This window comes from Bacteroides oleiciplenus YIT 12058, from assembly GCF_000315485.1.
GTDB lineage: Bacteria > Bacteroidota > Bacteroidia > Bacteroidales > Bacteroidaceae > Bacteroides > Bacteroides oleiciplenus.
In genome coordinates this window covers 1,257,193-1,283,978 of record NZ_JH992940.1, presented here as the reverse complement: position 1 = coordinate 1,283,978, position 26,786 = coordinate 1,257,193, and the positions used below count along the sequence as shown (strand labels likewise).

Here is a 26,786-nt window from a genome sequence, read left to right as displayed (position 1 = left end):
GATAATAAGAAATGCCTTCTGTAGAGTCTCATCAAGATATCTTATTTGACATCAATAGTTTTGGTGGTTTCCTGAACCTTCTTATCTACGACTTTGGGAATATCGATAAACAGGACCCCGTGTTCCACTTTGGCCGAAATTTTATCTTTTTCCACATTATCCGGCAGCAGGATACTCTGCTGGAATCGGGAATAGGAGAATTCACGGCGCAAGTATTTTCCGTCTTTCTTCTCCTCCTTTTTCTCGTCCTTTTTTTCCATGCAGATTACCAGATTGTTGCTTTCATCCACACTTACCTTAAAATCATTCTTGGTCATTCCCGGAGCTGCCAGTTCTACCTTGTAGTCCTTTTCATTCTCAATCACATTGATGGCTGGAGCCGTAGCGTTTGCTCTTGCCATCCATTCATTGTCAAAGAAATCGTTAAAAATACTCGGTAACCAATTCTGGTTTGTTTTTACAGGTACCATTTTTACCTCCTCTTTAAAAGTTAATAATTAAAACTTAAAAAAAAGCATCTGCTTGATAGACAGATTTTTATTTTTTAGCCATCCCTTGTTTGGCCACAGCTTCTGCCCGTTTCCGTATCTCTTCCGGGTTTCCAAGGTAGTAGTCCTTGACAAGAACCAGCCTGTCGTCAAATTCAAAGACATAAGGAACTGCCGTAGGCAGGTTCAGGTTGGAAATATCCGTATCGGAAATTCCTTTGAGATGCTTGATGATTCCGCGCAGGCTGTTACCATGGGCGACTACCAGCAGGCTGTCCTTATACATCAATGCGGGAAAGATGATGCATTTCCAGTAAGGCATGACACGCCCAATAGTATCTTTCAGGGATTCCGTACGGGGAAGTTCGCTATCTGGTACACCGGCATAGCGGATATCCATGCCCGGATTACGGGGATCATCTTTGCCTACCGGAGCGGGAGCCACGTCATAGCTTCTTCGCCAGATGTGTACTTGTTCTTCACCATATTGGACCGCTGTTTCACTCTTATTCAGTCCCTGAAGCATGCCGTAATGCTTCTCGTTCAGCCGCCAGGTCTTTTCAACCGGAATCCAGTCTTTATCCAGCCGGTCCAAGACACAGTTCAACGTTTTTACGGCACGTTTCAAGTAAGAAGTGTAAGCTGCCTCAAAAGAAAATCCAGCCTCCCGTAATGCATCGCCTGCCTTGCAGGCTTCTTCAACTCCTTTCTCGCTTAAATCCACGTCCGTCCATCCAGTAAAACGGTTTTCTTTGTTCCATAGACTTTCGCCATGACGTAATAACACTATTCTTTTCATGGATACTTCTTCTTTATGCAATGGTTATTGAAGAATCCAGATATACGTCCTGAATGGTGTTCAGAAGTTGAATTCCGTCTTTCATCGGTTTCTGGAAAGCCTTACGACCGCTGATCAGCCCCATACCACCTGCACGCTTATTTACTACTGCCGTTACGACAGCATCATGCAGGTCGGATTCCCCATGGGATTCACCGCCCGAGTTAATCAATCCGACACGTCCCATATAGCCATTCGCCACCTGATAACGGCAAAGGTCTATCGGATGGTCAGTGGTCAGTTCCGAATACATACACTCGTTTGTCTTTCCGAATCCGATAGCCTTGAAACCGCCGTTATTGGATGGGAGCTTCTGCTTCACGATATCGGCTTTAATGGTAACCCCGATATGGTTGGCTTGTCCTGTCAAGTCGGCAGCGGCATGATAGTCGGTACCATCCTTTTTGAAGCTGCTGTTTCTCAAATAGCACCACAGAATAGTAGCCATTCCCAGTTCGTGGGCATATTCAAAAGCCTGTGACACTTCCACTATCTGGCGGCGGCTTTGTTCCGAACCGAAATAAATGGTAGCACCGACAGCTACGGCTCCCATGTTCCATGCCTCTTTCACCGTACCGAACATTACCTGGTCGTAGCTGTTCGGATAAGTCAGCAACTCATTATGGTTCAGCTTGACGATAAAAGGTATCTTGTGTGCATATTTGCGTGCCACGGCGCCCAACACACCGAATGTGGATGCCACGGCATTACACCCTCCTTCAATGGCCAGCTTTATGATGTTTTCGGGATCGAAATAAAGCGGATTGGGGGCGAAAGACGCTCCTGCAGAATGTTCTATGCCCTGGTCTACAGGCAGAATGGATACATAGCCCGTATTGGCCAGACGTCCATGTCCGTATAAAGCCTGCAAACTTTCCAATGTACGGATATTCCTGTCGGAATTCATCCATACCTTATCTATCATATCCGGTCCCGGAATATGGATAAGTTGTTTGTCTATCGTCTTACATGTATGGTTCAGGTAGTACTCAGCCTTTCCTCCCAATAAATCTACTATTTTCATTTTATTTATTTTTATTGATTATTCTGGTTTATGACTCCCGTTCACCCAGTTTTGCATCCATAAAAAGGATAGCACAGTCTCCGGCTTTCCTCAGATGACTAACAATATTGAGTACATTCGCTTCATCTTCTACTTGCTCACGAACAAATTGCCACAAGAAGTCCTGAGTGGCATTGTCTTTCTCTTCGGATGCTACCTGTACCAACTCATCAATCAGTTTGGAAACATGTTTTTCATGCTCCAAAGCATGCTCGAATACTTCAACAGGGTTACCCCAACCTTGTGGAACCACATCGACCTTGTCTACTTTCGGGGTTGCCTCACGCTTAATCATGTACCCGGCAATGGCATATGCATGCCCGGTCTCTTCTGCAGACTGTTTCTGCATCCAGCGAGCCATTCCGGAAAAGCCCTCTCTTTCCAGATAAAAAGACATTGATAAATACAGGTTGGCAGACCATAATTCTGCTGTGATTTGCTCATTCAGAGCATTTTGCAATTTTTCAGTCATGATGAATCAAACTTTTAATGTTAATAATAAATCCAAATTATCTCTCTTCTTTAAGAACAAGCATGGGCTTGTTTCAAGATTTCAATTAATACCGGACGTATCCCGCTGATAAAACATTCCACGGCGATCACCATTAGAATAAGTCCCATCAGTCTCATCATCACATTGTTTCCCGTCTCTCCCAAGATTTTTAAAAGCTGGGTGGACGCGCACAGAATAAAGAAGGAAAGAATGCAGACCAAAGCGATTACGCCAAGCAATACTATTTTGAAAGTATATTCCGAAGCATCTTCCATCAATGTTATTCCACTGGAAATCGCTCCCGGACCGCATAACATCGGAATGGCAAGAGGTGTGATGGTTATATCTTTGGAATATTCTTTTCGTTCAGTTTCATTCAGTTTCACATGGGTAAAATGTGCCTGCAACATATCATATCCGATTTTAAAGATGATGATACCTCCCACAATCCGGAATCCGTTTGTTGAGATGCCGAAAAAATGAAACAGAAACCTGCCCGATAATGTAAAAAGGACTAATATGATAAATGCAATGGTACATGCTTTCAAGGCGATATATCTGCGTTCTTTCGTATCCATTCCATCAGTCATTTGCAGGAATACCGGCATTACTCCAAGAGGGTCCATCAAGGTGAATAGCGAAGTGAAACACAATGTTAAATATACAAATATATCCATGATGACATATAGTTTATTATCGATTATTATATCGCAAAAAACATACCAGATAGCATTCTGCAATATTAAATTTTGCATAACATCAATCTTAAATCCATACCGTCAAAAATAAGGTAGTTTCCGTTCGTTTTCCTTGGCGAGGATACGTAACAATTCCATAAATGCCGTACTTACATATATACGGTCTGCATACAGCCCGCTGATGAAAGAATGGAAGGACATGCTTACATTCCAGCATAATATGAGAAATGTGTTTACCTGACGTGATATGTACTGCTCATGTTCAAGCAATTCATTCAAGGCATTCAATGGCGTTGTCCATTCATGTGTATCCCGTTTCATTTCATTGATTACAACACATCCTCCATCATGGCATATCCGATTCATCATCTGATAAACCTTGTTCATATTGTCCTGTGCTTGGGAGTTCAGCCAGGAGCTAAGTATTGGAAGCCGTTCATCTTCAAAATAAACCTGCAATGACAGGTATAAACCGGTTGACCATATTTCTGTATTGATCAACTCATTCATGGCGTTTTCTATTCGTTTATCCATTATCACTCTGAATATTGAAAATCCATTACTAATATCATGTGTTATTCTCAGTATATAAAAATTCCATTCGATTGTGGGTAACCCATAAAACGGAATTCTTAAACGAGGCTTAAATAATAGGATAACTTATCGGCGTAGACAAATTGTCATAAAAAATAGCACTATGATGTCTTTTTGTCTTGCCTCCCTTGCAGAATATCCAATAAGACATCCAGTTCTCTTTCTATTCCTTCAATCTTATCGGAAATACAGTCCAAAGTATTATGGTGCAGACTAGCTTTACACTCCTGCAACTCTCTTGACAGAGAAAGTATCTGTAACCAAAGTTCTTCCTCTATGTGATAGGGGGAGTTACTATTATCTAGTACCATAGCAGGAGAAGGCAGAAAAGTGCTTTGGCATGTAATTTGTATGATAATGAACGGTATGTTCCGAAAGAGACAGGAATGGAAATGAAAGGATAGAATATTCCACAAAAGACAGTAACAAACAAAGGGGGAAAGTCGTTGGAGACAGTTGTCTCGCTTTTAAAACAAGTTGCTTTCATAATGTTTATTATAAGCCAACCCTGTTCCCTGGAGTTGTGTTTATATAAAGTTAAGCGTGGGAACTTTGGTATTACCGTTCAGAAGTATCCCCATACTCAACAACATATAATACACAAAGCCCCACGCCTATATATAACAAAAATCTATATAGATAGAACGTGGAGCGTCCAATGTATTATCCAATTGTTGTTTCGAAATTGGGGATTTCCTGAACTTGGATAATGCCTTAACGCTTTACTATAAATCTTCTATTTTCAAAAGACTAATACAAATGTAATAAAAGAAATGAATTCTTTGAAAGGAAATATCTCTTTTTTTTAAGGGGTGGCTTAATTTTTCTTTATTTAAAGTCTTAGAATTACTGCCCACCAAAGCCCGTCACGAATGTTTTGAAATCCTCAAGCTGTACATTAAGCTCTATATAGTATAGCAGAATAGCAGAAAAACAGATCATGATACCGCAGGTATATAGGTCATAACCCACTCTTCCGTAAGTATCTTATCTATTTGACAATAATAAAAATGTAAAGGAGGATAATGACATGGACAATATTCGTATCCCAATACATATAGGTTAACATATAAGGGAGAATGGTCACGGAGTCCACAAACCATAGAATGAAAAAATATATTTCCATCGTGTACGGTTTATGTCTCTATCCGGATATTTGACCGGTGCCGCAAATGCGCAATGCATACTCCACAAAAAAACACCAGGGAGGAAAAATAAGTCATACTGAATAACGCCTGTCTGTAATGGGCCATGGATACAAATGAACTACAGATAATAGCTGCAATAGATATAACGATACAAGCACAAAATAATGTACGAACGTGTCCATCAGTTGCATTTGGATGAAACAGTACCACTTTATGCAATGTTTGGTTAGATTGAGTCTGAACATAGGACCTTAAAAATTAGACGGATATAAATTTACTAAAAATCTGTGGAAAAGAGGAATAGAAAGGCGGAAATGTTTTTAAAACGGCTATGAATAAAGCGTTTGTGAGGACAAATGAGGACAAAGGCATAAAACGAGGTAACGCAAAAAAAAGTAAATTTATGAAGTAGAAAGGTTGCTAAATCATTACCCCGTGAAAGGTGGTTTTTGATACTCCGTGCTGAATTTTTCTCCGTATGGCTTCGGTTGGTTTACAAGGCATAACTCATTGATACTTAATTTTAAACTTAAAAAACGAGTATGGCAAGAAGTACATTCAAAGTGCTGTTCTACGTGAACGGCAACAAGGAGAAAAACGATATTGTCCGCATCATAGGACGGGTAACGATTAACGGGATTGTGACGCAGTTCAGCTATAAGTAGAGTATCCCGAAAACGCTTTGGGACGTGAAAGGGAACAGGGCGAAAGGCAAGAGTGCGGAAGTACGTGATATCAACCTTGCCCTTGACAACATCAAGGCTCAAATCATCAAGCACTACCTGCGTATATTCGACCGTGAAGCGTTCGTGACGGCTGAAATGGTGAGCAATGCTTATCAGGGTATCGGCAGTGAGTATGAGACACTGCTCAAAGCGTCCGGACGTGAGAACGAAGTATTCAAGAAGCGTGTCGGAAAAGACAGGGTAATGGCAACCACCGTTCACGGGTGGTGGCAAGAAACCATGTGGCAGCGTTCATCAAGTCTTTTTACAGACGGACGGATATGTTCATGCTGGAGATTAAGCCCGACTTCATCAAGGGGTTTGCAGCCTACCTATCAACGAAAGCGGGACTTCACAACGGGACGATATGGGAAAAATGCATGTGGCTGAAAGGCGTTGTCATGTGTGTGCACTTTAACGGACTAATACCGAAAAAAACGTTTGCCCAATTCCACATCAGCCCTAATGTGACGGAACGTGAGTTCCTGACGGAAGATGAACTGAAAACGTTGATGACGCACGAGTTGGGGATGTCCAACTGTTCTATATTCGTGACATTTTTGTTTTCGCCAGCTTCACTGCCCTCTCTTTCGTGGACATCAAGGAACTAACCAATAGCAACATCGTAGAAGTGAATGGTGAGAAGTGGATATTGTCCAAACGGTACAAGACAAAAGTGCCGTTCCAAGTGAAACTGTTGGATACTCCTTTGCAGATTATCGAGCGTTACCGACCCTGTCAGGAAGACAATCTCATATTCCCTAATCTCAACTACTGGTCTATCTGCAAATCTCTGAAAAAGGGGATGAAAGAGTGCGGATAACAAAGGATATTTCATTTCAGTATTAAAACTATTGAACGGGCGTAATTTAATTCGACAGAAAATCCGGCTTCTGACAGCCATTTTTTCACTTCATTCCGAGAGTTTGCAGTTTGACTGCCATAAACAGCAATATTTCAGCATGGGGACATAGTTTGCGGATATTATCCACACTTTGTGCTGTTCCGCTTCCTCCATGTGTACAGAATGGGAGTATCTTTTTCCCGGACAAATCATAACCGGACAGGAAACTTTTTACAGGAGAAGACAGAAGACCACCCCAAATAGGACTACCGATAATCAATGTATCATAATCATCCATATTCTCTACTTTTGTACGCAGAGCTGGAAGAATATGATTGTCTCTTTCATTTTTGAAACGGTCAACCACTTCATTATATTCATCAGAATAGGGTTCTTCCGGTTCAATCTCCACCATGTCGCATCCAATAAGTTCATGGATAATGTTGGCTACAGTTTGCGTATGTCCGCTCCATGAGAAATAGACTATCAATGTTTTCCCCGGCTCTGAGTGAGGCAACGAATCTATCTTATCTTCAACAGCCGGAGTGTTGCTGCACGAAAGGAAGGTTAAGAGCAGCATTGCCAATAAGCACTTCAGTTTCATAACTATTTTTATTTAGGTTTTGGGGTTATCCTCTGTTAATTTCTATCTGTCCAGCTGTTTCTCATACAGCCACTTCGACAGCAGGTCAGCTACTTCCACATTGTTCAAATCCGACATCGGGAAGTGCGTATTCCCATGCAGACCGACATCGGGCAGATGAATGACCGTCACGTCACCGCCCAGCTTATTGAGCATTTCGGCCCACTTGCGCATGAGATGCAGACGGCGTGTCCATTCGTAAAGTTCCGGATGTTCGTCTGTTTCGGGCAGGTTATCCCCATAGTAAATGATGATGGGAATTTCCATGTATCTCTTGAAAACTGCCATAGGGACTTCTATTCCTTCTGTTTTTTTAGACCGTGTCAAGACTTTGCCTTCTTCGGGAACTTGACCGGTTGGGAAGGGTACACTTCCACCGGGTTCGTATGCTACAATGGCTTTGATGTTCTTCGTTTTGAGCAAAGTAAACCAACCCACCGGACCGCCTTGTGAATGAGTGACAAATATGGCCGGACCGATTTTGTCAAAAAGAGCAGCATAGGCATCGGAATAGACATCGAAGTCCAAAGGTCCGATGGTCGGCGTCATCTGCCGGAAGTACTGGTTTAAGGCTTCCCGGTCGCGACTGAACTGTACACCCTCGAAATAATCAGGATAGATTCCCACACGGAAACGGTTGAACCATTCTTCTTCATCGAATACCGGTTCCAGTGTGACAGCTTCCGTACTCCGTCCGGCATTTCCCCGGCGAGGCTGGTCGACAAGATAGGTGGAGAAACCTTTGCGAAGAAATATATTCTGAAACCCTTCGCGTCCGTCAGGAGTGGTCTCCCATGTTTTGGAAAACTGGCCGACACCATGTGCAAAAACAAGCGGATATTTCCGTGCATCAACCGGTTTCTGATAAAATACATAAGCATGGTCGCCGTGGTATTTGTGTCCCAATGAATCGGTCAGTACGGTGCCACCTACGGCAAAACTGCCTTGTTCCTCTATTTGCAGAATATTCCCTTTGTAACAATTACAGCCCGACAGTAAAGCGATGAACGTCATGTAAAATATCTGTTTCTTCATACACGGATTATTTTGGGATTTTAGACTCCTGCAAGGCATCGTAGCGGCTACCCACCACAGGAATGGCAGCTACGGCTGTTTCCAGTTCTTCTATCTCTTCTGCCGTGAAACGGATGTCGCAGGCACGAAGGTTCTCTTCCAGATGAGAGAGTTTGGTGGTGCCCGGAATAGGCACGATAAAAGGCTTCTTGTTCATCAGCCAGGCCAAAGCTATCTGTGCCGGGGTAATGCCTCTTGTACGGCCGAAAGCGTTAAGAACTTCCACAATACGATAGTTGGCGCGTATGGCTTCGGGCTGGAAGCGTGGCAAGGTCTGCCGGTTGTCGTTGGTAACATCAAACTTGGTATATTCATTGATCATACCGCCCAAAAAACCACGGTTCAGCGGACTGTATGGAACGAAACCGATGCCCAAATCCTCGCACAGCTCCAACACTCCGTTCGTCTCTACCATGCGGTGCATCAAGTGATATTCGCTTTGGATTGCCGTAACCGGACATATCTTGTGCGCACGGCGGATGGTATCAACGTTTACTTCACACATGCCCCAATGCAGGATTTTACCTTCCTTGATGAGTTTGCTGCATGTTTCAGCCACCGCTTCAATCGGTGTGTTCGGGTCTATGCGGTGCTGGTAGAACATGCCCAATGTTTCAACTCCGAGATTGCGCAACGAGTTTTCACAAACCCGGCGGATGTTGGCCGGAGTGCTGTCCTCTTCGGTTTTAATCTGCACACCGTTTACAAACTTATGTCCGAACTTCGATGACACAAATACCCGGTCGGTATATCCTTTCAAGGCTTCGCCGACCAATTTTTCATTGATGTGGTAGCCGTAGCTTTCGGCTGTATCGAAAAGGGTCACCCCACGTTCAACAGCTTCATGCACCAGGGCGATTTCTTTTTCCCTGCTCGGGTACTGGCTGCGGTTATGGTTCAAGCCCATACAGCCATATCCCATTGCAGAAACAGTGAATGCCGTATTTCCGTGTCCCAATGTTCGCCGAGTGCGCACCGCCGCCATGCCTGCAGGGATGTTGTTTGCAACTTGTTGTTTCCCCATCCATACCCGTTCTGCTGCCGTTACCTTGTTCAAGGTAGGCCCGACACACATGGCAGCTCCTGTCAATGCCGCCATTTTAAGGAATCTCCGGCGGCTCATATCCTTGTCTTTATCCATATTTGATAGTCTTTAAATTATTTCTGTTGCAAAGTTAACGTGACAGAATTGATAAACTTTTTTTGATATATATCATCTAAGCTGAATGATGTATTATCCTGTATTCCAAGCGATATTTATAGGCAACTATCTTTCAAAATCGTATATATTCAGTCCTAAATCCGGATTATATGTGCGACTTATCCGCTCGCTATAATCTTCCACCACGAACTCCCCTGCACCATTCTGTATTGCGGAAAGTAGATGTCCGGCTAAAGCGGAATAGTCGCTCCTGCCGACGGTTATATGCAAATGAAGATATACCTGCTCATTCATAGATGATATATTCCCTGTAAGGTTGGATATTTCCATTTGCTCCCGGAATGTCTTATCATCATATGCTTTTGTCTTGGGATTGAAGAAACGGAGGGTCAGCTCTCCGATAGCACCAATCCCGTTGATAGAACCCGACAGAATTCCTTTCTCCTTGCAGAAAGCATTCAGGGCTTTCACAATTTCAGTATGATTGTTAATGCTGACAATATACTTGTTGCCAATTTTCTTGTACGAATACATATTCTTTTCGTTTTGTGCGTTTGCCGGAGCAATCAGTACCCCGACAAACAGCAAGATAAACAATAATTTCTTTATAAAATGCCCCATCAGTACACTTATGACTGTCTCTGTTTTGATTAATCTTACCATAATAGATAAAATTATCCCACATCAGTGCTTTCCACTTTTGTTTTTAATCTGCACACCGTTTACGAACGTTACCTTGTTCAAAGTTGGCTCTTCCTTCTTATTTTCCATATTCTAACAATAAAAAGAACTATCATTTTGATTTAACAGGAGCTTTTAGTAACATTATTGAAGAAAGTGAAGCAATAGAATATGATGATGACGACGATGAGGATGAATTCGATGATGATGACGATGACTAACATCTCATTAATCCATAGCTTTTAAGTTTATTAAAGAAACAGGTCAGGACGCTATATCCTGACCTGTTTTTGATGTTAGTTAAGTCCTAATAGTTAGTTTGCTTTATTTGCTCTCAGCATTAGCTATTGATACACGTACTCTGCTTAATGTTTCCAATGTCATCTGAAGATATGAAGCAATCATTGTCAAAGGTGCTCTTCTAGTTATTTCAGGAAAATGTTGCTGTAATCTAGCGTATCTGTCATTTGCTGATTCGAAACGTAAAATGTCAGCCTTTAATTGTGATAACATTAAGGAATTTTCAAAAAAACTCCGATATAGATAAGCTATATCACCATTAGCATCAGAAAGTTCTTCCATTATATCACGCGGAATTTCCCATAAAACACTGTTTTCTACAGCATCCATCATAAGATGTGTTGGCTCTCGGTTAAAATAGCTGTCAATACACCAGACAACATCTTTTTCACATGCTAAATGTTCTATCACATCCTTATCATGCTTTAGGTAGTGCTGTCTAATAAATCCCTTTTCTATATAAAATAGGCAATTACAGATATCACCTTCATTTAGAATTATATCACCTTTTTGATATTTCTTAGGCTGAATAATATCTGCAAAAAGGCGAATATTCTCCAACTTAAGTTTGCGATTAGGGCATGTTTCAGCTATAATCTGTTTTGCAATGTCAAATTGAATACTCATAGGCTAAAGTTATTTATATCCAACATTTTGTTTCAATTTTGGGTTCAAGTCTATACTTTTTTGTGGAATAGGAAAAACTGTGGTATACCCATTTTTCTCATCAGCCAGTTGGACTCGCTGATCGTATGATTTGTGATAAACTCCAAAACGCACCATATCTTGTCGTCGCCAGCCTTCCCATACTAACTCCAACAAACGCTCTTTCAATATGTTCTCAAGCGTAGCTTCTCGATATGGCATACCAACACGACCTCGGACTTCGTTCAACTCCAACGAGCCATCCTCACCATTACGTACCTTTGCCTCGGACTTCATCAGGAGAGCATCGGCATAGCGGAATAGCACGATGTCGTTATCCGGTTGTCTACCGTCGGAATGTGAGGTCCTATCAACCTCATATTTTGCCATACGAGCACCAGCTGTCTTGACATAGGAGCTTCCCGTAAGATTCAACTTTAGCTCCAATGGGAAATACTCCAACTGCTGTCCATTGTCCATCATTACAGGCTTTCCATCAACCTCTACGATGCCGGCATAGAAGTTCTTTTCAAAGCGAGCATCTACATCATCTGTGCCGTATCCGTTGGCTAAGACTGTTGAGATATTGGCACTGGTACCATTTTCCGATGAGCCACCCAACGCACCGCCATGGTTGTAGTGTCGTGATCGGAAGAGATACCAGAACTGCGCAGCATAGAGGTTCTTATCCAACGGAATGGTGAATATGTTTTCGTTGGAGTTCTCGTTATGCACAGAGAAATTATAGCTATAATCGTCCTCCAACCGATAACCTACCTCGGCAAGTTTATTGCAATATTTGATACAGGTCTGCCAAGCGTTGAGTTTCTCACCATCGACGGTGAAAAATATCTCTTTACCGTTCCGTGGAACGCCATCAGTCCAATTATCATCACAATATATCTCGGCATTAAGAGCCAACTTAGCCAAAAGGAAATTAGCTACAGGTGTTGTTATACGACCATAGTAGTTACCCATCTTATTACTACGCTCATTTGGCAACAACTCGGCAACCTCCTGCAACTCATTCACGATAAAACGGAAAACCTCGCTACGCTCGCTCTGCACAACTTCATCCTGCGGTTGTTCATAGGATGTTACGATGGGCACTCTGCCATACATATCCATAATGTAGTAGTAGAAAAGTGCTCTCAGAGCTCGCACCTCAGCTTCGTAGGCCACTCTCTGCTCCTCAGATAGGTTATGGCTATACTTATCGATGATATGCAGAGATTTGTTCGATAACACAACAACCTTGTAGAGGTATTTCCAAGTATTGTAGAGTGGTAAATCATTAGGACTCCACTTATGCTGATACATATTCGTCCACAAACCTCCATCGTACCAGTCGCCACCACGAATAGGTATCATGGCTTCGTCTGTAGTAAGTGTGTTATAGTCATAAATCCCACGACAGGTCCCCTGTAAACCCTCACTGTCTGCACTGCCACCAATGTAATTGTAGAGCACAGCCACTGCATTAATATATATGTTGTTGGCATTGTTGTAAATGTCTTCTTCATAAAGTTGATCTCTAGGGTCTTCAGTAAGACAAGAGGTCATCATCGTTGCCAAAGCAACCATCAATATGTTTATATATCTTTTCATAACTGTAAGCGGTTAGAATTGAATACTAAGACCTAACGAATAGGTACGATATAAAGGATAGGTGCGTTTGTCGTCAATGCCCAAAGTGTTGCTTACTACATAACTGTTTATCATTGGAGTAAGACCGCTATAGCCTGTGATTGTTGCAAGGTTGCTAATGCCTGCCGAAAGACGCAATGACTTCACAGCCTTGGATTTCATTGGAATATTGTAGCCTATGGTAATATGTTCAATATTTACATAGTCACCTTTTTCCAACCAATAGTCTGAAACATTCTGATCAATAATATTTTTTTCAGGAGCACCCTTCAATACATTGTAGTCAGGGAATATAGACATATTGGTATAAGCCAAGCCCGTGCCATTGAATATCTTATGACCGAAAGCACCATTTATCTGCATGGCAATATCAAAGGACTTGTAACGGAAACTGATGTTTGATCCAATAGTTACCTTGGGGGTTGCCTGACCTGCTATATACCTGTCTCCGCCATCGCTAAAATCAATCTCGCCATCATCATTCAAATCTTCAATATCGTAACTGTAGCCACCAAGTTCATTTTCTTTAAGCCCTTTGCAGTGAGGTAGATAGAATACCCCCAATGGCTGACCTACAATCTGATATACTACATTATTGTCTCCACCGTTCTGACCTGCACCATAAAGCGAGCCAATCGGAGTAATATCTGAAGCTGTCATATGCATACCATTATACTCTCCACTAAGCGAAAGTAACTTATTCTTCTGGTAGGACATATTGAAGTTGATATTCATCTCCATATCCTTTCGTTGAATGGGAACTACCGAGATTCCTAGTTCGACACCCTGGTTAGACATCGAGCCGATATTTGCCATCAGTTTATCGAACGCAAAGGTCGGAACGGGAACATCATACTCATAGAGCATATCAGTTGTCTTTGAGTAATATAATTCCGAGGTAAGCATCAACCGATTATCCCATATACCTAAGTCAAAACCGATATTAAATGTTGAACGAGTCTCCCACTTAAGGTCCGGATTCGTGTTGCGTATACTTCCCATTGTTACGGTAGGTGCACCGTTGATGGATACGATACCATTCTCCTTTACGGTATTAAGTGTTGTATAGGATGTTATACCTCCAAGATTTCCTGACCGACCATATCCGGTTCTTAGTTTCAACATTGTTATAAAGTCAGTATCAGAGAGGAAGCCTTCTTTTTTTACATCCCAACCCAGTGATACTGATGGGAAGAATCCGAAAGTATTGTTATCGCTTACCATTGAAGAGCCATCTCCACGGAGTGCTGCCGCAATAGAATATCTATCCTTGTAACTATATGTGACACTACCCATTATTGAAGCAAGTGACGGGTCTTCATAGCTACTGCTCGTACCACCGAAAGGACGCGATGATGTTGCTCCGATGTTATTATAGGAGAAATCATTTGTTGTTATTCCTTTTGCCTGCACCCATAAACCAGTCCTTACCTGTTTAAGATATTCTGCGCCAACAACAGCATCAAGGTGTGAGTCTCCCCAAGCATTGTTATATGAGAGGGACACATTTGTAAAGTAGTCTTCACCCTTGAACTCTCCACGATAAACATTGCCTTGCGCCCACACCCATGTAGGACAAAATTGAGCATTTCCCGTAGATGAATATGAATAAGAGCCGAAAGCCGACAATATCAAATTGTCAAGGATATTAAATTTCAGCCCCAAATGTGTATTGAAATTCCGTTCTTCGGAGTCATTTTTCTCATAGAGGAGTGCTCCGGGGTGGTTGATGTGTGATGCAGCCGAGTTCTTCACCCAGTTGCCATTAACATCAGTTCCTGCTGGATATGTAGGATTCTGTGCAGCTGTCGAGTAAAACAGCATTCGTGTATCGAAAATGTCGTGTATCTTTGAAGAGTAGCCATATACACCAAAATCGCCAACTAAGCGACCATCGAAAGCCTTTTGTGTAGCATCAAGTTTTACCACTAAATTTCGGTAATCGTTAACTTTGACAATTGTATTATGATCCATAAAACCGAACGATGCTCGATAGTTTGAGTTTTCCGAACCACCGCTAAAAGCCAAGTGATGCTGATGTATCAAGCCCGTACGAGTAATTACATCGTGAAAATTGGTGTTGTAGCCACCATTATTGTAATCTAATCCAAGTGCCTCTGCTGTAGCTATATACTCCGGGCCGTTGAGCATTTGCAGATGTTTATACATTGACTCGAATCCGTAGTTGCCATCATATGATATTTCGAAACCTCGCCCCGTTCCTTTCTTGGTCTTAATCTCAATTACACCTGAAGCACCACGGGAACCGTACATTGCCGTTTCGGTAGCATTCTTCAAAATAGTGAAACTCTCGATGTCTGCGGGATATATGGTAGATAGCGTAGCGATGTCAGATGTCACTCCGTCAATAATTACTAACGGGTCATTGCCACCCATAATGGATGTGGTACCACGCACACGGATACTATTCAGCATAGCGAGCCTGTCAGTCCCATTAGTGGTGACGTTCACACCGGCAGACTGACCACTCAATACATCCAAAGCATTATTCAATGGTCCCTTCTTGATATTCTCGGGCCTGATATGCTCTAATGATTTAGTCGCCGAAATGGTATCTTGTTTCTCTCTGATATTCTGTACTTGTGCATCAATTTTTTGAGCACTACAGATGAAGAACATTATGACAAGACAAAGACTGACTCTTCCCATCTTGATTCGTTAAATCTCTGTAGATTCCCCAGACCAGACAGTTAATAAATCTTATACGCAATGTATTATAAAGAGGGGGATTGGGAATCTGTACTATTTCCCTGCCTGTCCGTCCGCTTAGCCATTGTATATTTTTTTTTGTTATTTCATATCAGTGATGCTGATAATCCAAGCAAGAACAGAGTAAACATCTACCTCTTTTATACATAAATCCTTTCCAAGGACTTTATAAGCGCAACCATTAACTACATTACATTACAAAGGTAACAATAATTTGTCATTTGAAGAAATTTAGAAAAAAGAAAAAGTCATTATGCGTGATATTTTTTATTTAATTACGACATTTATCAAATACAAAAAATCATAGAAGGACAAAAATCTTTAAATGATTTGATTATAAACAAACTTTAAATAGTTAAATTGCAATAATACTATACCATGGTTGTTCTTTACCTTAATGTAATACTACTGTTATATATCTGGTCATTTATCTCCTTTTGTCGGATGCAAAGGTTGCCAAACCTCTTTTAGAAAACGAAAAGTTCAAGCGGTAAACCATTTGGAGCAGTTTCGTCCTCCGTTGGAGAGTAAACAGCTCCAAAACCTTTTCTTATTCATCGGCTTGGCTGAAAACTGCATCCGGCAACGGAGATAAACGACTGACGAAATAATAGCATAAAACAGCATAGCCCCCCCTTAATAAGGCAATTTTATCAATGCTGTTTTCATTCTTTTCAGAGGACTATTATTTTCGACAGAGAGAAATTTGGCAAGCGGCAGATTTCACTCCCTCAAAAATAATAGATTTGAATTGCTGTCCTCTTGCCTTTATTGGAAATTGTAGTACCTTTGTAGTGGCTTGTGCGAACGAGCCAAGCAATGTGGAAAGATGGGAACATCGAACCATCAATAAAGTACCGAAAAGAGGGAAAATACCCTCTACCACCGCTCTTTGAGTGTTAAGAAATAATAAAAAGGTTAAATCTTCACCTTTTAGAATGTACCCCTAAAGGTTATGCCCATATTTCTGACTTATAACTCACAAAATATTGAGTAATAACTGGTTGCAAATACTATAATCTTTAAATTGTTTCTGTTGCAAAGTTACCCTCCTGCGTATTCGCTTTGCTGTATCATAATCACGGATAGCATTACCATTTTCATCTGAATTACCGCAAAGCATACCAGAAGAATTCCGAAATTTTTTCGAACGGTATCTTATCCATCCGGGTCATACAAGTCTACATGATTGGCTCCGGGAACGATATACAGTTCTTTCGGTTCGCTGGCTTCTTGATAGGCATCCTCACTGAAATAGCGCGAATGTGCATGCTCGCCTGCAATGAATAGCACGGGGCGTGGTGAAATCTCTTTAATCATGGCAAACGGATAGAAGTTCATCAATGCCGCCTGACTGGTAAAGCGTATACCTTGATAGCGCGGATGATAGCCACGCAAGGGGTTGCGATAGTAATCGAAAAACTCCTTCTGCACGGCATTGGCATTTCCCAGCAGTTTCTCCGGTGTGCCAAAGCGGATACGTGCTTCTCCCGTTTCTGCTTCCTTCCAACGTTGTTCGGCAACTTCATCCAACAGTTTGCGTCTTTGTTCATCCGTCATCGAATCCCCCAAACCGTTACGGGTGGCACGCCCCATATCATACATGCTCACGGTTGCCAATGCCTTGATGCGGGGGTCGAGAGAAGCCGCACAGACAGAGAACCCGCCGCTTCCGCAGATGCCAATCACACCGATACGGTTGCGGTCAATAAACGGTTGTAGTCCGAGCCAGTCTACAGAAGCACTGAAGTCTTCCACCAATGCGTCGGGCGATACCGTGTGACGCGGTTCTCCTCCACTTTCGCCTTGATAGGAAGCATCAAAAGCCAGAGTCACGTAGCCTCGCCGTGCCATTTCCTGTGCATAGAGTCCGCTACACTGTTCTTTCACAGCCCCGAACGGGTGTCCGATGATGAGGGCTGCATAGTGTTGCGCTTCATTGAAATCCTTCGGGAGGTACATTTCGGCGCAAAGCATGATATCATACCTGTTTTTATAAAAGACCTTACGGACAGTAATTGTCGGATCTGTTTGAAAAGTCTTTGCCGGTTCATCGGATTCAGAAAGCACCATTCCGTTCCGACAGCGTGCCGCCATGATAAGTACTTCGTCTATCTGAGCCTGTGTCACGCCGTTGTGCTTGGCATGGGCAATGTGAGTATTCAACTCATTCTTCACGCCGTCCAACACCGACAAGGCAGCCACAGTAGACAGTTCACGGGTACGCCAGTCGAGATTGTCACGGCTGAATATGTCACCGAACAGATGAGCTTTCAGAAATTGGTCCAATGCCGGAGCAAATGTCAGCACTTCTCCTAGTGCCGGACGACCGAACAGTTTCAGCTGGTTTTGTCCACCGACAACAAACATATCCGAACTCTTTACCGGAGAAGGCTCCCGTCCGGCTTCATCCTTTATGCCTTGTGCTGCACGCTCTTTGGTGAGATTCATCAGCGTAACCAATGCACCCATGCTGCGTGGAAAGCCGCAATAGGCATAGAGCTGGGTAAGTACTTCTTTTTCTTCGCTCACGGTCAGCCCACAGTCAAGTCCTCTGGCAAGGATCACTTTGAGGCTGTCCTGATTGCCACGTGCGGCATACATACTGATGGCGGCAATACTTTGTTCTTTCTTGCTTAACATATTGTCCTTGTTTTGTGCCTGCGTATAAACGATACAGCATATCAGGCAGGCGATGGTTGTAATTAACTTGTTCATATTGCTTTCTGTTTAGTGATGAATTTATAAGAACTTGACAAACGCCGGTCTTTCCAGTCGGATATTTTTTCCCGTATTCTTCAGTAACCCCGTATTTCGGTTTCTTTCGAATATCTGTATGCAGTTGGCATCCCTGCAAACCACTGCCAAATAGCAACCATCCGGAGAGATGGCAAAACTTCGCGGATAAAGACCTGTTGGCTGAAATCCTATTTGAACCAATGTTCCTTTTTGGGAATCAATGGAATAAACAATTATGCCATCTTCTTTCAAGTGCTTGGAAGCATAGAGGAATTTGCCATCGGATGAAACATGGATATCTGCATTTCCCTCTGCAACGAAAGGGTCGCAGACAATTGTTTGTAAACGTTCCAACTTGCCTTCATTATAGGAGAATACAGTTATTTTACCCGAGAGTTCACTGATGAGATAAGCAAATCTGCCATTCGGGTGAAAACATATATGTCGAGGTCCTGAGCCGGAATCCATCTGTATGCGGACTACTCTTGATTCATCCAACAGAGAATGAGCCTTACCTGCTTCCGGTCGTTTGCCTATCGGAAACAGATAGATACAATCTGTTCCCAAATCGGTAGCAAGAAGGAATTTGCCATCAGGTGTAAAGGTCACGCAATGCAGATGCGATTGTTCCTGCCTTTTTTTATTCGGCCCATTTCCAGCAAAACGAATTATTTTTGTATCACGTTGCAACTTTCCTTTCTTATCCTGTGAGAATACCGTGATGCTGCCACCCTTATAATTTGCTGTCAGAACAAAGTATTCCTTTGGACTGAGAGTAATATAAATAGGAAGTTCACCGTCTGTAGATTGCGAGTTAAGCAGAGACAGCAGACCACTTTCCTTATCAAAAAGCAAAGCATTGGCAGTCGAACTTTTCCCTTCATCATCGCCTATGGCATAAATTCGATTACCAGTGCTATCAGATGTAAGGAAAGCAGGATTTGAAATCCCTCTCAGCCCACACGGATAGTCGACATCGGCAGTTTGTCCGTCAAACCGGTACATTCTGACACCTTCTTCGTCTGGCTTCATATAACATCCTACCAACAGAAATTTTGCATAAGTTCCCTTATCCGGGACATCTTCGGTTGACCGCGCTTGAATCGTAGTGAAGCTAAGCCATAAGATTAACATGACAAATAAAGCTTTTGGTTTCATCTTATTTACCTTTTTGGTTTCACTTGCAAAATTACAGCATTCACATACTGAAGATTAGACCTCAATCACTGATAAAATTACCACTTTCATCGGGCTTGGACCGGGTTAAATGTTATCTGTGAAAATGGTAAGACAGTCTGTGATTAGGGTTATATGTTCGTTGATTGAATGAACTAACTTTGTCGTCATGGAATAAAATAAATAAGGGATAGAAAAGAAACAGCTGTTCCTCAGACAGCAATGTCAATATAAATACTTATTTTTGTAAAAAACAAAAGGATGGTTATGGGAGATATAACAAGAATAGATACAGTTCAGCAGTACTGCGACCTTTTCGAAGTCGAAGCTCTGCACCCGTTGGTCAGCGTTGTGAATTGTTACGAGGTGCAGCCCATCAGACACTCAAAGAAACTGTACAACATTTATGCTGTGTTGCTGAAAGATACTGACTGCGGTACGATGAATTATGGACGGAGCCTCTATGACTATGAAAAAGGCTCCATGCTGTTTATCGCTCCGGGGCAGGTAATGGGTTCTGACGATGATGGCAGTCTGCACCAGCCGGCCGGATGGGCCCTGATGTTCCATCCCGAACTATTGCGCGGTACTTCCCTTGCACATATAATAAAAGAGTATTCTTATTTCTCATATAATGCCAACGAAGCACTGCACCTGTCAGAACAGGAGCGCAAAGTAGTCATTGAATGTATAAACAATGTAGCAGAAGAATTGAGGCATCCTATTGACAAGCACAGCCGTTCTTTGATTATTGATACCATGAAGCTTCTCCTTGACCGCTGCATCCGCTTTTATGACCGCCAGTTCATTACAAGGGAAAATGCCAACAACGATTTGTTGGCGCGTTTTGAATTGTTGCTCAATAATTACTATCATTCTGCCTTGCCAACGAGTAAAGGTATTCCGACGGTACAGTATTGCGCTGACCAACTGTGTCTTTCCACCAATTATTTCAGTGACCTGGTAAAAAAGGAAACCGGTATGTCAGCAATCAAGCATATCCAGCAAAAAATTATGGATATAGCCAAAGAGCGCATCATGAACACGCAAAAAAGTATCAGTCAAATCTCAGATGAAATGGGTTTCCAATACCCGCAACATTTCACACGTTGGTTCAAGAAGATGGAAGGTTGCACACCGAACGAATATCGCAATGAAATTATAAAACAAGCGATAAACTAACTGGTCTTATCATCATTTATTCGTAGAGTCTCTTACAAATAATACTCTGGATATAACCAACAAAGCAATTAATGAACAACTTTGAAATCTTGAACCGATAAACAAAAAAGTTTGATGATCTCCTGCATACACTTTTCCCATCGGATGAACAGCTGTTGTCCGGTCTTTTTCCTGCGGTAAGTCAGGATTCCGTTCGCAATGTCTCCCTTTTTCAGATAAGCCATGTCCACAAAGGACATCCCCCGTGTGTAAAAGCAGAACAGGAACATGTCACGTGCGAAATCAAGGTGGGGTTTCAGGGACAAGTCCAGTCTTTTGATACGCCTGATATCATTTAAATGAATGGCCCGTTTCAAGGTCTTTTCCACACCTGTATAAACAGACTTGAACAGGTTCCGCTGTCCGGTCAGTCCGTTCTCCACCGCACGGTTGTAGACCGCTTTCAGAATGCGCATGTAGAACGAGATTGTATTGGGTGAGTTCCCCCTGTTTTTCAGATAAGCCTCGTATTCCATGAGCAAGTCAGAGCTAAGTTCGCCAAACAGTATATCGCTACCTTTCATAAAACTGCTGAAACTTTTGAGCGCGGCTGTATAGGTTTCAGAGGTCCGTATCTTTCCCAAACGTTTCAGCCTTACTATCTGTTGCCGGATATAGTCGTTAAACGAAGGTTCTTGTCCGCTGTCATGGAAACGTATGACGATATCATCCGCTGTAAACGGACCGGATTGGCTTAATGTCCTGATAGCCTTTTCCAGTCGGATTTTGTCCCGTCTTATCCGTTCCCCTACCGATAGAAGATAATTGTCCCGTTCCATCCCTGCAGGGTGTTGACAGGGAATGACCGCTTCGGAACGTTGGTCCCATTCCGAAGCGAAAAGTTTGTATCCGGTACTGATCTGCCTGACCACACGGTTATGAATCACCTGATAATACAGTGCGCCCTCCCTGCCTTCCGCGGACGAGGACCTGAATTTGGTTCTGATTGTTGCCATAGTGCAGTCATTTTGAATTGGGATTGTCCAGTTGCTTCCTGATTTCCTGTGCCTCCCTGAACAGCCGGTGCGCCAGACTGTCCTTGTAGGCTGCCATTTCATGGTTACGGATGCGGTTCCTGACCGAGTCCTCAAAAGCGGTCACCAGCCTTTCCACACGCCGGATCTTTTCCTCGTCCCGCTTGATGGTGAAATGCTTCTCAAGGAAGGCGATGTCGGGATCATCCCCCGGCAGGCAGATCCTGATGGCTCGGTATTTCAAATCGGCATCTTTCAAAAGCCGGTTCGTGCGGTACTGGTTGCAGTTGGTCCAGACGGAAATGATCAGTGCCAGGATCAGTGCTGAAGCTGTCGTTACCACTGCCTTGGATGCGCTTTCCAGACGGTAGGTCACCAGTCTGCGCTCCGGTTCCTTTTTCAGCAGGACCATTCTCTCATCCAGCCGTCTCACTGTCTCCTTTACAGCTTGGCAGTCTTGACTCAGGCAGTATCTAATCTTTTCCATCTCCCCGGCAAACGTTTCGGCAGACAACGGCCAGCCTTCCGACAACCGGACGGTATGGTTACGTACCGCTGCTATTTCCAAGCCGTTTTTCTCCACCGCGGATTGCAGGCGTTCCAGACGGATTTTCAGTTCCGCAATCCCTTCCGGGGAACTGGTCCGGTTTCCAACTGCGGGGCTTGTGCCTTCCACGGGCAGCGTCTCCACTTTCTTCTCGATCCTTTCAAGGCATCCGTAGATGCCTTCCAGATAATTTTCCTCTTTCATCTTTCAAAGTTTTTTGTTATACATATGGTTCACAAACTCCTTCCTTTCCTGCGCTTCTTCTTTCTCCGCAGGCGTTCCGCCTCTTTCTCGTCCTCCGTCGGTGCCACCGACGGCATGAACACGCCACCCGTACCGGTGACTTCGACCAGGTTATCAATAACAGAACCATGACTTTGTTCATGGTACGGTTGCTTTTGGGAAACGTCATTTTCCAGGGACGTGACATGGTTATGGTCCAATGCCGCATCCAGCCTTGACCAGCTGAAACTGCGGTCAATCCCACTTCCCTTGAATGACAGACCGTTCTTTATAAAGCGGATGCCCTGCACTTCATTAGTGTTTCCCTTGTACTTGAATTCCATTTCCACGCCCATTTTTAAGAGCTTATTTTGAAATTCTTTCCATGTATCTGCACTCCTCAAAGCTTCCTTGACCGCACGGTATATTTCGTATTTCACCTTTTCGGAAGCATGCAGCTTTTCCGTTTTAACGGACTGTTTGCCTTCGGAATAGGTGAGCGAATACTTGTCCTTAAGCATTTTTGTCACTTTCTCGTTGCGCCTGAAATCGTTGCTGTCGGAAATCACCTTCCCGTCGAAGTCCACCCGGTTGAAGACGATGTGGCAGTGCGGGTTGTCCGTCCCGTGATGCCTCACCACGATGAACTGCGTGTTCCGTATCCCCATCAGTTCCAGGTATTCCCCCGCCAGCCTTGCCATAAACGCGTCGGTCAGCCTCGGTGCGTCCTCCGGCTTGAAGCTGAGCGCGATGTGTCCCACCGGTTTCGCCACGTCCGGATTCAGCAGGCATTGCCACCGGAAACTTCGCGCCATCTCTTCTGCCGTTCCCAGCAGCACGCCTTCCGAGGCGATGATTTCCGCGTCGTCCTTCTGCGTCACGTAGCGTATGCAGCCGCCGAACGAGCGGCCTTTCCTGATCTTCCCTATCATGAGGCTATCCTCCTTTCGGTCTGTAATCATCCATGATCCGCTTCAGCTTTCCCAGCAGCCCCTCTATCAGCAGCCTTGTCCTGTAAAAGCCGGTCTGGTGCGAGAGCTTTGTCAGCTGGTTCAGGTTGTTAGCCATTCCCGCCAGGCTGCGCAACAGTGCGTTCTCCTCCGGTGTATGCCTTGCCGTAACGGTGGCCGCCAGTGCTGCCTCCCTGATATAGACCGCCAGACTCCGGCCGGACTTCCCTGCCCTGAACCTGAGAGCCTCGTAGCTGACGGGGGAGAACTTCACCGTCACGCCTCTGGTCAATTTACGCGTCCTGCCCAGTGCCGGACGGCCACATTTTTTCTTCATCCCATTCACATCGTTTGTCATATGTTTTTTCTTTTTCGTCCGTACTTCTTTCATTCCAAAATCTGCGACCGGCGGGAGCGGATTTGCCCTCCCAGCAACCGCCGGGCGCGGGGAGCAAGGGTTTTCGGGAATCCGGAAACATACCCTTGCTCCCCCCACAGAAAAATCCCCCCGCATTTTCCACATTGAAGCGGGTACACAGGGGACTGTGCATACATCGGGTATACTCCACGCCCGGTAACAGGCTGTCAGATTTTTCTCCACTGCTCGATGTCCTCACGGTAGGCGGCAAGATGCTCCCTGGCAAGGTTCTCCAGCAGTCCGGAAACGCTCATGCCACGCCCACCGAGCCTGCGGACGATGGCGTCCAGTTCGTCCCTCACATCCTCACTGACGAACACCGTCTTGCGCTTCCTAATCTTCGGGACGGTGAGGTATGTTTCTCGGTACTCCTCCAGCGAGGCCCTACGCTGCCTGCCGCTCGTCCTTCTTCTCACGGGGTCTTCCGGTTCCGGCGGGGTGTCCTTTCTTCCCGCTTCCCCGGACACCTCTTCCGCAACGGCCCCGGATGGAATCACCGGTTCCGCATCCGTACCGGCGGATTCTCCCGAACCGGGTTCCATCATGAGTCTTTCCCACCACTCGTCGTGGCCGGCTCCGGGACTACGGCCGTTCTTTCTGTCTGCGGTTTCGGATACCGCCATTTTCTTCCCTTTCGTTTTTTCAGTCGGTTCACTTTTCATTGTACATGGATTTTAGATGGTTGATACTGTGGGCACAGTCTACCCGTTTGCCCGATTGTCGGAAGCAAATAAAACGATAATAACAAGTGCTGTGAAACGGACGGGTCCGATTGGCGGGGTTTGCCGTGTTATTCATATTGTTGGATCAGTCTGACGGTGATGACTTCACAAATATACGCACCGGAAATTTCCCACTCTTCGGGAACGGATCTGAACGTCTGTTTACTAAAAGCAAATGAATATTAAAATCCGATTTCCATGACATCTGATGACATATAATGACATCTGATGAAGGGGCGGAACCATATCCGGGAACAATCATTTACTTTGCAGATGAAACAAGTACGCATATGGTGTCAAAGGTAGTCATCCTGTCTTGAAATTCAGGACGTTCCGCCGGGATTCACTAAATTGCGGAACGGAATCCGGATCCGAAAAGAGAATGAAACAGATGTCAAACCTGAAATTACAGTGATTATGGAAATAGTGAACATTGAGGCAAGGACCTTCGAGGCGATGCTCTCGGCCTTCCGGACGTTTGCGGACCGGCTGGACACCCTCTGCCGGCTGTACGGCGACATGGAGGAGAAGAAATGGCTGGACAACCAGGAGGTGTGCCTGCTGCTGAAGGTCAGCCCGAGAACCCTGCAGACCCTCCGTGACAACGGCACGCTGGCATACACACAGATCTGCCACAAGACATATTACAAGCCCGGGGACGTGGAAAGTATCATCCGGATAGTGGAGGAGCGCCGCAAGCGGGCTGAAAGTATGGGAAGGTCGATCTGAAAGGCCATGAAAAACGAATGTCGAACAAAAAAAAGATCAAGTCATGATGAATACCGATAACCGTCTGCTCACCCGTGAGAGCAGCGAGCATATAAGAGAGTTCTTCTCCACCGTCGAACGTCTCTCCGTTTCCATGGAGCGTCTCTTTGCCGGCAGGTCACCGGCGATGGCGGGCGAGAACTTCTATACGGACCGCGAACTGGCTGAAAAGCTGAAAGTGAGCCGCCGCAGCCTGCAACAGTACCGTGACAGCGGTCTGCTTGCCTTCACCCGGCTGGGCGGCAAGATACTGTACCGTTCTTCCGACATCGAGAAGCTGCTTGACGGCTGCTACCGGGAGGCGAGAACCAGGCCGGAGGAACTTTAGAAAAGTTCCGTACGGGATCGTGAATGAAGGGGCGGTCGGTTGTCATACCGGTCGCTCCTTCATTTTCTTTCCACCGGATGAACGACTTTAATTTGCTCGTAAAATACTTATACACAGAGTGTTTTTTTCTTTATGAATTATGATCCGGTGACAACATTGGCATAACATGGCGGGACATGGAAACATTTTTCCGATATGGCAATAAGATACGGGGATTCCATTATAAAAAAAGACTCTTATTTTATTATGTCATTATGTTATTCTGAAATTGGGGCGGGCCGTTCGTGTACCGGTGGGACGATCCGTTTCCGTAATGGCGGCACATTCCGTACTGGTATCATTATCCTCCGGCAATGCCGTTTCCCGGTCTTTTCGGAGTGACCTTATGCCGGCCGGTGACAACCGCATGTCCGTGTGTAAACATGGCGGCGCATAAAAACAGGCACATCCTCCGGGCTCCTGTCCCGTCGGATGCACCTGTCTCCGTCATGTCATATACAGCCGGACTCCTCCGGCCCATGCCTCTATCTGAGTATCGGATTCGAGAGCAGTATCTTGTAATAGGCCACTCCGCCAATCTCTACCGGCATCCTCGCCATCATGAACTGCACGCTCTTCCTCTCCACCTTCGCCTGCCGCATGAGTCTCTGCACGATAAACCCCGCCGAGAACCTTGCGCATCTTTTATCCTTCCAGACAATGAACCCCTCGCTATCATCGGCCCGGCAGATGTACCAGTCATCCGTCTCGTCGTCGTGGGCGAAGTTCACCCGTCCGCCACCGAGGATTCCCAATTCGATTGACATCGTCTTTGACAGATAGACGGTCCCCCTGCTGTCAAGGTTGATGGTCCGCTTTCCCTTGTATGTGACTTCCTGCGGACGGGAGTTTTCCCTGTTGTATACTATCAGTGCCATAACTTTCTTACTTTTCCGTTAAACAATTTTT

The 26,786-nt window shown here is 44.4% G+C and carries 26 protein-coding genes and 1 pseudogene; 4 read left to right on the top strand and 23 right to left on the bottom strand.

Annotated features, from left to right (window positions below; all coding sequences use genetic code 11):
• Positions 1-41: 41 nt before the first annotated feature.
• The 7 genes from HMPREF9447_RS05575 to HMPREF9447_RS29315 form a co-directional block, all read right to left on the bottom strand.
• Positions 42-470, bottom strand: a complete 429-nt coding sequence (locus HMPREF9447_RS05575; RefSeq protein WP_004295281.1) for an Hsp20/alpha crystallin family protein — start codon at positions 468-470, stop codon at positions 42-44.
• Between the two features lie 67 nt (positions 471-537).
• Positions 538-1,287: a 2,3-diphosphoglycerate-dependent phosphoglycerate mutase gene (gpmA, locus tag HMPREF9447_RS05570; RefSeq protein WP_004295282.1), complete on the bottom strand. Its 750-nt coding sequence runs from the start codon at positions 1,285-1,287 to the stop codon at positions 538-540.
• Positions 1,288-1,300: 13 nt separating this feature from the next.
• Positions 1,301-2,350 (bottom strand): class I fructose-bisphosphate aldolase, encoded by a 1,050-nt coding sequence (locus HMPREF9447_RS05565; RefSeq protein ID WP_004295283.1) that lies wholly within the window; start codon positions 2,348-2,350, stop codon positions 1,301-1,303.
• Between the two features lie 28 nt (positions 2,351-2,378).
• Complete coding sequence (locus tag HMPREF9447_RS05560; RefSeq protein WP_004295284.1) at positions 2,379-2,861, bottom strand: ferritin; 483 nt, start codon at positions 2,859-2,861, stop codon at positions 2,379-2,381.
• A 50-nt stretch (positions 2,862-2,911) separates the two neighbouring features.
• Positions 2,912-3,559: a MarC family protein gene (locus HMPREF9447_RS05555; RefSeq protein ID WP_005650034.1), complete on the bottom strand. Its 648-nt coding sequence runs from the start codon at positions 3,557-3,559 to the stop codon at positions 2,912-2,914.
• Positions 3,560-3,661: 102 nt separating this feature from the next.
• On the bottom strand, positions 3,662-4,114 hold the full coding sequence (locus HMPREF9447_RS05550; protein ID WP_005641945.1) for a ferritin-like domain-containing protein: 453 nt from the start codon (positions 4,112-4,114) through the stop codon (positions 3,662-3,664).
• A 161-nt stretch (positions 4,115-4,275) separates the two neighbouring features.
• The gene (locus HMPREF9447_RS29315; protein ID WP_004295287.1) at positions 4,276-4,485 is read right to left on the bottom strand and encodes a hypothetical protein; all 210 of its coding nucleotides are present in this window, start codon (positions 4,483-4,485) and stop codon (positions 4,276-4,278) included.
• A gap of 1,379 nt (positions 4,486-5,864) precedes the next feature.
• On the opposite strand from HMPREF9447_RS29315, the pseudogene HMPREF9447_RS28750 reads away from it, so the two are divergent.
• Positions 5,865-6,887, top strand: a pseudogene (locus HMPREF9447_RS28750) (site-specific integrase); the annotation flags it as partial.
• A gap of 68 nt (positions 6,888-6,955) precedes the next feature.
• On the opposite strand, the gene HMPREF9447_RS05530 reads toward HMPREF9447_RS28750, so the two are convergent.
• The 9 genes from HMPREF9447_RS05530 to HMPREF9447_RS05490 form a co-directional block, all read right to left on the bottom strand.
• Complete coding sequence (locus HMPREF9447_RS05530; RefSeq protein WP_004295290.1) at positions 6,956-7,495, bottom strand: flavodoxin; 540 nt, start codon at positions 7,493-7,495, stop codon at positions 6,956-6,958.
• Positions 7,496-7,537: 42 nt separating this feature from the next.
• Positions 7,538-8,569, bottom strand: a complete 1,032-nt coding sequence (locus HMPREF9447_RS05525; protein ID WP_005641952.1) for an alpha/beta hydrolase — start codon at positions 8,567-8,569, stop codon at positions 7,538-7,540.
• A gap of 7 nt (positions 8,570-8,576) precedes the next feature.
• Positions 8,577-9,749, bottom strand: coding sequence for an aldo/keto reductase (locus HMPREF9447_RS05520; RefSeq protein ID WP_004295292.1), 1,173 nt, complete (start codon positions 9,747-9,749; stop codon positions 8,577-8,579).
• Between the two features lie 126 nt (positions 9,750-9,875).
• Positions 9,876-10,433, bottom strand: coding sequence for a PPC domain-containing DNA-binding protein (locus HMPREF9447_RS05515; RefSeq protein ID WP_005641953.1), 558 nt, complete (start codon positions 10,431-10,433; stop codon positions 9,876-9,878).
• 342 nt (positions 10,434-10,775) lie between these two features.
• Positions 10,776-11,378, bottom strand: coding sequence for a Crp/Fnr family transcriptional regulator (locus tag HMPREF9447_RS05510; RefSeq protein WP_004295295.1), 603 nt, complete (start codon positions 11,376-11,378; stop codon positions 10,776-10,778).
• A 9-nt stretch (positions 11,379-11,387) separates the two neighbouring features.
• The gene (locus HMPREF9447_RS05505; RefSeq protein WP_005641955.1) at positions 11,388-13,004 is read right to left on the bottom strand and encodes a RagB/SusD family nutrient uptake outer membrane protein; all 1,617 of its coding nucleotides are present in this window, start codon (positions 13,002-13,004) and stop codon (positions 11,388-11,390) included.
• 12 nt (positions 13,005-13,016) lie between these two features.
• On the bottom strand, positions 13,017-15,713 hold the full coding sequence (locus HMPREF9447_RS05500; RefSeq protein WP_005641956.1) for a SusC/RagA family TonB-linked outer membrane protein: 2,697 nt from the start codon (positions 15,711-15,713) through the stop codon (positions 13,017-13,019).
• Positions 15,714-16,931: 1,218 nt separating this feature from the next.
• The gene (locus HMPREF9447_RS05495) at positions 16,932-18,491 is read right to left on the bottom strand and encodes a carboxymuconolactone decarboxylase family protein (protein WP_004295299.1); all 1,560 of its coding nucleotides are present in this window, start codon (positions 18,489-18,491) and stop codon (positions 16,932-16,934) included.
• Between the two features lie 24 nt (positions 18,492-18,515).
• Positions 18,516-19,670 carry a lactonase family protein gene (locus HMPREF9447_RS05490; protein ID WP_004295300.1) on the bottom strand — a complete coding sequence of 385 codons (1,155 nt, stop codon included), beginning with the start codon at positions 19,668-19,670 and terminating at the stop codon, positions 18,516-18,518.
• Positions 19,671-19,949: 279 nt separating this feature from the next.
• Here HMPREF9447_RS05490 and HMPREF9447_RS05485 point away from each other — a divergent pair, with 279 nt between their 5' ends.
• Complete coding sequence (locus HMPREF9447_RS05485; RefSeq protein WP_004295301.1) at positions 19,950-20,870, top strand: helix-turn-helix domain-containing protein; 921 nt, start codon at positions 19,950-19,952, stop codon at positions 20,868-20,870.
• Positions 20,871-20,938: 68 nt separating this feature from the next.
• Here HMPREF9447_RS05485 and HMPREF9447_RS05480 read toward each other — a convergent pair whose 3' ends face one another.
• The 5 genes from HMPREF9447_RS05480 to HMPREF9447_RS05460 all read right to left on the bottom strand — a co-directional run bounded on the left by HMPREF9447_RS05480 (position 20,939) and on the right by HMPREF9447_RS05460 (position 24,682).
• Complete coding sequence (locus HMPREF9447_RS05480) at positions 20,939-21,865, bottom strand: site-specific integrase (RefSeq protein ID WP_005641960.1); 927 nt, start codon at positions 21,863-21,865, stop codon at positions 20,939-20,941.
• A 7-nt stretch (positions 21,866-21,872) separates the two neighbouring features.
• On the bottom strand, positions 21,873-22,634 hold the full coding sequence (locus HMPREF9447_RS05475; protein WP_004295303.1) for a hypothetical protein: 762 nt from the start codon (positions 22,632-22,634) through the stop codon (positions 21,873-21,875).
• A 29-nt stretch (positions 22,635-22,663) separates the two neighbouring features.
• Positions 22,664-23,584, bottom strand: a complete 921-nt coding sequence (locus HMPREF9447_RS05470) for a relaxase/mobilization nuclease domain-containing protein (protein ID WP_004295304.1) — start codon at positions 23,582-23,584, stop codon at positions 22,664-22,666.
• 4 nt (positions 23,585-23,588) lie between these two features.
• Positions 23,589-23,960: a plasmid mobilization protein gene (locus HMPREF9447_RS05465; RefSeq protein WP_005650044.1), complete on the bottom strand. Its 372-nt coding sequence runs from the start codon at positions 23,958-23,960 to the stop codon at positions 23,589-23,591.
• A 227-nt stretch (positions 23,961-24,187) separates the two neighbouring features.
• On the bottom strand, positions 24,188-24,682 hold the full coding sequence (locus tag HMPREF9447_RS05460; protein WP_004295306.1) for a DUF3408 domain-containing protein: 495 nt from the start codon (positions 24,680-24,682) through the stop codon (positions 24,188-24,190).
• Between the two features lie 477 nt (positions 24,683-25,159).
• Between HMPREF9447_RS05460 and HMPREF9447_RS05455 the strand changes: the two genes are divergently transcribed.
• Both HMPREF9447_RS05455 and HMPREF9447_RS05450 read left to right on the top strand, forming a co-directional pair.
• Positions 25,160-25,471, top strand: a complete 312-nt coding sequence (locus HMPREF9447_RS05455; RefSeq protein ID WP_004295307.1) for a helix-turn-helix domain-containing protein — start codon at positions 25,160-25,162, stop codon at positions 25,469-25,471.
• Between the two features lie 43 nt (positions 25,472-25,514).
• On the top strand, positions 25,515-25,838 hold the full coding sequence (locus HMPREF9447_RS05450) for a helix-turn-helix domain-containing protein (RefSeq protein WP_004295308.1): 324 nt from the start codon (positions 25,515-25,517) through the stop codon (positions 25,836-25,838).
• 340 nt (positions 25,839-26,178) lie between these two features.
• Here HMPREF9447_RS05450 and HMPREF9447_RS28745 read toward each other — a convergent pair whose 3' ends face one another.
• Together HMPREF9447_RS28745 and HMPREF9447_RS28740 are read right to left on the bottom strand one after the other, a co-directional pair.
• Complete coding sequence (locus HMPREF9447_RS28745) at positions 26,179-26,358, bottom strand: hypothetical protein (RefSeq protein WP_004295309.1); 180 nt, start codon at positions 26,356-26,358, stop codon at positions 26,179-26,181.
• A 4-nt stretch (positions 26,359-26,362) separates the two neighbouring features.
• The gene (locus HMPREF9447_RS28740; RefSeq protein ID WP_004295310.1) at positions 26,363-26,755 is read right to left on the bottom strand and encodes a hypothetical protein; all 393 of its coding nucleotides are present in this window, start codon (positions 26,753-26,755) and stop codon (positions 26,363-26,365) included.
• Positions 26,756-26,786 lie beyond the last annotated feature (31 nt).